Below are 4,569 nucleotides of genomic sequence, written 5' to 3'. Positions count from 1 at the left end.
AGCTTGTAGGTGCCGCCCTTGGCTCCTTGTCCCGCCGCTTCCTTCGCCGCCTGCTTGGCCGCGGCTTCGCCACCGCGTGTTCCGGCTCTGGCCGCATCCAGCGACGCTTCTGCGGCTTTCGCGCCTGCTCTGCCGAATATTCTAGCCGGCAGGCCGACGTTTGGCGCTACCCCTGCAGTCGCCGCGTTCATGCCGAGGCTCCCGGCCGCGATCCCCCGCTCGAGCATCGTCGAGTCCGGCGCGGCCAGCACCCCGGCATCCATCACCTCGCCGACGCCGGGGATGAACCCCGCCGCCGCGGCGCCGGTCGCCAGCATCAACTCCCCGACTGCCGGCGCGACCTCCGCGATCGCCTCCGCGGCGTGCTTTTCACCGGATGGAGGCGCATTCGCGGGCGGCGCCGGCTCACCGTTCGCATCGGTCGCCGGCGCCTCCGGAGGACCGAGTCCGAGCAGTTCCATCGCCGCATCCAGCAGACCGCCCGCGATCTCGCCGATGCTGCTCGCCCAGGACGCCTGCATCCCGAACGGATCGAAGTAGACGAGCGGGTTGCCGCGGACATACCGGTACAGGCACATGCCGTCGGCGTAGCCGGCGGGGTCGCGCGTCAGCCACGTCCCCAGCGCCGGGTCGTGCCAGCGTGAGCGCATGAGCCGGAGGCCGACATGAGAATCATGTAAGGCGCCGGCGAAGCCGACGAGGCAGCGGGAGCGCCACAGGCTGCCGCGCTCGACGCCGATCGGCGTAGCGAGCGGATTCGCCGCCGACCCCCCGCCCCCGGAACCCCCGTCCCCGCTCCCGGAGCGCCGCCGGAACTCCCGCCTCCGGAGCCTCCTCCGCCGCCGTGGAGCAGCCACTCGCGCTTCGCCTTGCCGAAAGGCGAATACCGCAGGGGCTGCAGTTGTGATGGCAACACCGCCAGCGGCTCGAACTGTCCGCTGCCCGGCGGCGTCTCGACCGTCGCCCGCACTGCCACATCATCAATCAGCACGACCACCGTGTGGTTCCGGTCCGTCAGCGCAAATTGAACGATGACTCAAGAGGTCGTGATCGGCGTGAAGCCGATGCCGACGATGGCGTTGTGCTCCGCTGCGGCGTGCTCAACGGCTTCCTTGAACATGTCGGTGACGTAAACGGGTTCGTCGGCGCCCGGGGCCAGCTTGAACATGGGGGGGCGCAGCGCGCCGGGCTTCAAGCCCTCGGGCAGAACCGAGAGCACGTTGACGGCGACAAACTCTCCTTCTTCTTCTTCGCACTGAAGAGGCATCGCCTGGGCGCAGCCGCTGATGAGCGGCGTCAGTTGCTTCCACGCCTTGGCGCTGAAAGCCGGAACGCCGGGCGCAAGACGCGCGAAGTCGGTATCACTGATCGAGCGGCGCGGCAGCTTGCCGGGCAGCCGCGGATCGAACTCGCGGACCCGAAGGGGAACCCAGCGGCTCACTCGCTGGCCTTGACCGAGCCTGGCTAGCTCGGCTATCCCCGCATCATTAACCGGCTTCATCCACCGGAACTCGTCGCCGCCCGGGTTGAGTCGCCACGCGACAATGGGGCCGCGGGGCCTGGTCTTCGAGTAGATCAGGTTCTTCGGCTTCTTAGAGGGATCATAGAGGAGCTTGTCGAAATACTCGGGATCGAAGTAGCGATCCCAAGGGCAGAGTCCATAGTAGGCTTCTAGGAAATCCTCAATAATGCCCGCATCATGAAACTTCGCCCCGATCCAACTCGATCCGGGAAACCGATACTTGGCGTTGGGCCACTTATCCGGCGGCAACCAGACCTCCTGGTGCCCGACAACCGGCCACCGTCCGTTCTCGACATAGAAAATCGCTGTCGAGGTCGCCAGGATGATGTCTGATTCCGAGAGTGCCGCCGATGAGTACGGCGCGTGTGGATCGACGATCTTGTCGAAATAGACACAAGGGCGATCCCCCGCAAACTCATCGGCATCATTCAGAATCTGGCCGAGGACATGGCGCCCATCGGACAGCGGAACAGCGAACAGGTCGCCCGCTTTCCAGGATTGCCGCTTTCGCTTTCCCATGCTCTTACGGCCTGCCGCAGGTCGGCTTGTCCGCCGTTCCACCCGCATCTCGATACGCTTCCTCGTTGATCTCGTACCGCTTGTTGGCCAGGTTGCCGCCCTGCGTCTTGGGACCGCCGTTCTGGCGGATGTGCGTCTCCTCCTTCATGCGCAGGTTCCGGCCGGGCTCGCCGCGATCGACGACCTCATAGTCATGCTTGACCCCTTCTTTGCGATCATGGAACTTCTGTCGCGCCTCGTAGTTCTTTGCATTGTCGGCTCGCCCGATGTACGGCTCACCAGTTTCCGGGTGGGTCCTCTTGTAGATGATCCCTTCGCCTTCCTTGCCTGCGCCTTCGACCGCCTGCTTCGCCGCGGCCTCGCCGCCCTCCTTGATTGCCTCCTTCTCCGCGGCTTTGGCGGCCTGTTTCGACGACGCTTCGGCCCCCTCCTTTGCCAGTAGTTTAGCACCCTGCTCCGCCGCCTCCTTGCCCAGGGTCTTGAGCGCGCCCGCTCCCACCGCCAGTTCCACCGCCATCTCGGTGTACTCGCCCGCCGCGTACGCGACCGAGCTCTTGTCGACCGCGTCGTTGACGCCGATTGCCTCGCGGATCGCGTCGGTGATCCCGAAACTCAGCGAATCCGCCGCGCCGGCGAAGAAGTCTGAGGCGGCGAAGAGCGCCTGGTCGTACCACGCCTGCATCCCGAACGGATCGAAGTAGACGAGCGGGTTGCCCTTGACGTAGCGGTACAGGCACATGCCGTCGGCGTAGCCGGCGGGGTCGCGCGTCAGCCACGCGCCCAGCGCCGGGTCGTACCAGCGTGAGCGCATGAGCCGGAGGCCGACATGAGAATCATGTAAGGCGCCGGCGAAGCCGACGAGGCAGCGGGAGCGCCACAGGCTGCCGCGCTCGACGCCGATCGGCGTAGCGAGCGGATTCGCCGCCGACCCCCCGCCCCCGGAACCCCCGCCCCCGGACCCTCCGCCCCCGCCCTCTCCTCCTCCATCGCTGCACGCGGCGGCCACCGTCGCGTTGTCGATCAGCCCGACGACCGTGTGGTTCCGGTCCGTCAGCGACCCGGAATGGCGAGGTCAGGCGGTGCGGCGATCAGATACCGAGCTCCCTAAGGCGTTTCGTCAGCACGATCTCGGCGGCCACGTAGCCGTCCATTCCGTCTTCCCAGAGCTCGTCCGCCTCGGACTTCTCAATACGCACTTCCCGGATTTTCCTAAGCGTGTCCTCGTCATAATAAGATTTGTAAAACGCGACACCCTGGACATATCGCGCGAACGGGGGCAGGGGCCACGCCGAGCGGCTCCACGGGCTGATCGCGCCGATCACCTTCCACGCGCCGTTGAGAACTCCCAGATCCCCAACCTGGCCAACCCTGATCGCATTCTCCGGTTTCAGCACCGAATGATCCAACGGTGAGTCGATCGAATCCAGACGGACACCGTAGTAATACACCAGGAGCGCGCCATCGCCGCTGTTCCGCGCGACCACGCCGACGCCGTAGCCGCGATCCCGCAGCGGCAGGGCGATGATCGAGCCTTCGGGGGCGAGAGCCCGGGCCTGGCGTTTACTTATTCGGGCACACATCGGGGGCGGAGTCCATGTACTTCTGACGGTTGGGGTTCTTCGGGTCGATCGGGTTGATCTTGTTCATCGGCGGCTTGTGATGATCGTGCAGCTTCTGCTCCCGGCCGCGTTGGATGTTGTAATCATCCGTTGCCATATCTTTCTCGAATTTTAGATCCTTTGTATCTGGATGCCGCTCGTGCTCCATTTTCCGCCGTGCGAGGTCTTTCGTCCTCCCCGTGCGCATGACCTCGCCGGTTTCGGGGTCGACCAGCTTGTAGGTGCCGCCCTTGGCTCCTTGTCCCGCCGCTTCCTTCGCCGCCTGCTCCCCCTTCGCTGCCGCGGTTGCAGTCTTCCCGCCTCCTTTCAGCCCGAGCAGCCCGCCAGCCGCTTCGAGTGTACCACCCGCTAGATCGCCCTGTGCGATGCGTGCCGCGCCTTCCGCCACGCTCTCGATGCTCTGCGCGGCCTCGACGCCGTTAAGCAGTGTGGTGCCAGCCTCGCCCACCGCGGCAAGAGTTGTCGAGGAACTGGTCGTCAGCGCCGCCAGAGCCTCGCCAGCGACAACACCGCCGGCTGCGATGAGGGCCGCGCTGGCGACTTTTCCGGCAGCGTCGGAGACTGCATACTCCTGCCCTTGATGTGCCGTGCTGTTGGTGACGCCCACGGCATCCGTCGCGCCGAACGTCGCCGAGTTGACCGTGTGACTCAGACCACCGGCGGCGCCCTCTTTGGCCCCGCTCCAGACGGCCGCAGCTCCGCCGTCGGGCCCGAGCCCGACGGCCATCTTGATGAACTCCCAGTTCGACAGCGCCCCGAGTCCGAACGGATCGAAGTAGACGAGCGGATTGCCCTTGACGTACCGGTACAGGCACATCCCATCGGCGTAGCCGGCGGGGTCGCGCGTCAGCCAGGCGCCCAGCGCCGCGTCGTGCCAGCGTGAACGCATGAGCCGCAGGCCGACATGAG

At 66.0% G+C, this 4,569-nt stretch carries 5 protein-coding genes; all 5 read right to left on the bottom strand.

Annotated features, from left to right (window positions below; translation table 11 throughout):
• Window positions 1–650, bottom strand: a 650-nt coding sequence (locus NFW05_RS06180) for an RHS repeat-associated core domain-containing protein (RefSeq protein ID WP_295303734.1), incomplete at its 3' end; no start/stop codon positions are given.
• Window positions 651–1,036: 386 nt separating this feature from the next.
• Window positions 1,037–2,041, bottom strand: a complete 1,005-nt coding sequence (locus NFW05_RS06175) for an Imm26 family immunity protein (protein ID WP_295303731.1) — start codon at window positions 2,039–2,041, stop codon at window positions 1,037–1,039.
• A 4-nt stretch (window positions 2,042–2,045) separates the two neighbouring features.
• A complete protein-coding gene (locus tag NFW05_RS06170) occupies window positions 2,046–3,047 on the bottom strand; it encodes an RHS repeat-associated core domain-containing protein (protein ID WP_295303728.1) in 1,002 nt (333 codons plus the stop codon).
• An 82-nt stretch (window positions 3,048–3,129) separates the two neighbouring features.
• On the bottom strand, window positions 3,130–3,621 hold the full coding sequence (locus tag NFW05_RS06165; RefSeq protein ID WP_295303726.1) for an Imm26 family immunity protein: 492 nt from the start codon (window positions 3,619–3,621) through the stop codon (window positions 3,130–3,132).
• On the bottom strand, window positions 3,602–4,569 hold a 968-nt coding region (locus NFW05_RS06160; protein ID WP_295303724.1), incomplete at its 5' end, for an RHS repeat-associated core domain-containing protein. The genes NFW05_RS06160 and NFW05_RS06165, both read right to left, overlap by 20 nt.

The sequence above is a fragment of the Accumulibacter sp. genome (genome assembly GCF_023806625.1).
Taxonomy (GTDB): domain Bacteria; phylum Pseudomonadota; class Gammaproteobacteria; order Burkholderiales; family Rhodocyclaceae; genus Accumulibacter.
Note: the sequence above shows the minus strand (reverse complement) of the source record. Positions and strands in the feature narration are given on the sequence as shown.

What these genes read in the sequence shown, in the direction of transcription:
- NFW05_RS06165 (WP_295303726.1), bottom strand. Translation starts at nt 3,621, where the DNA reads ATGTGTGCCCGAATAAGTAAACGCCAGGCCCGGGCTCTCGCCCCCGAA.
- NFW05_RS06175 (WP_295303731.1), bottom strand. Translation starts at nt 2,041, where the DNA reads ATGGGAAAGCGAAAGCGGCAATCCTGGAAAGCGGGCGACCTGTTCGCT.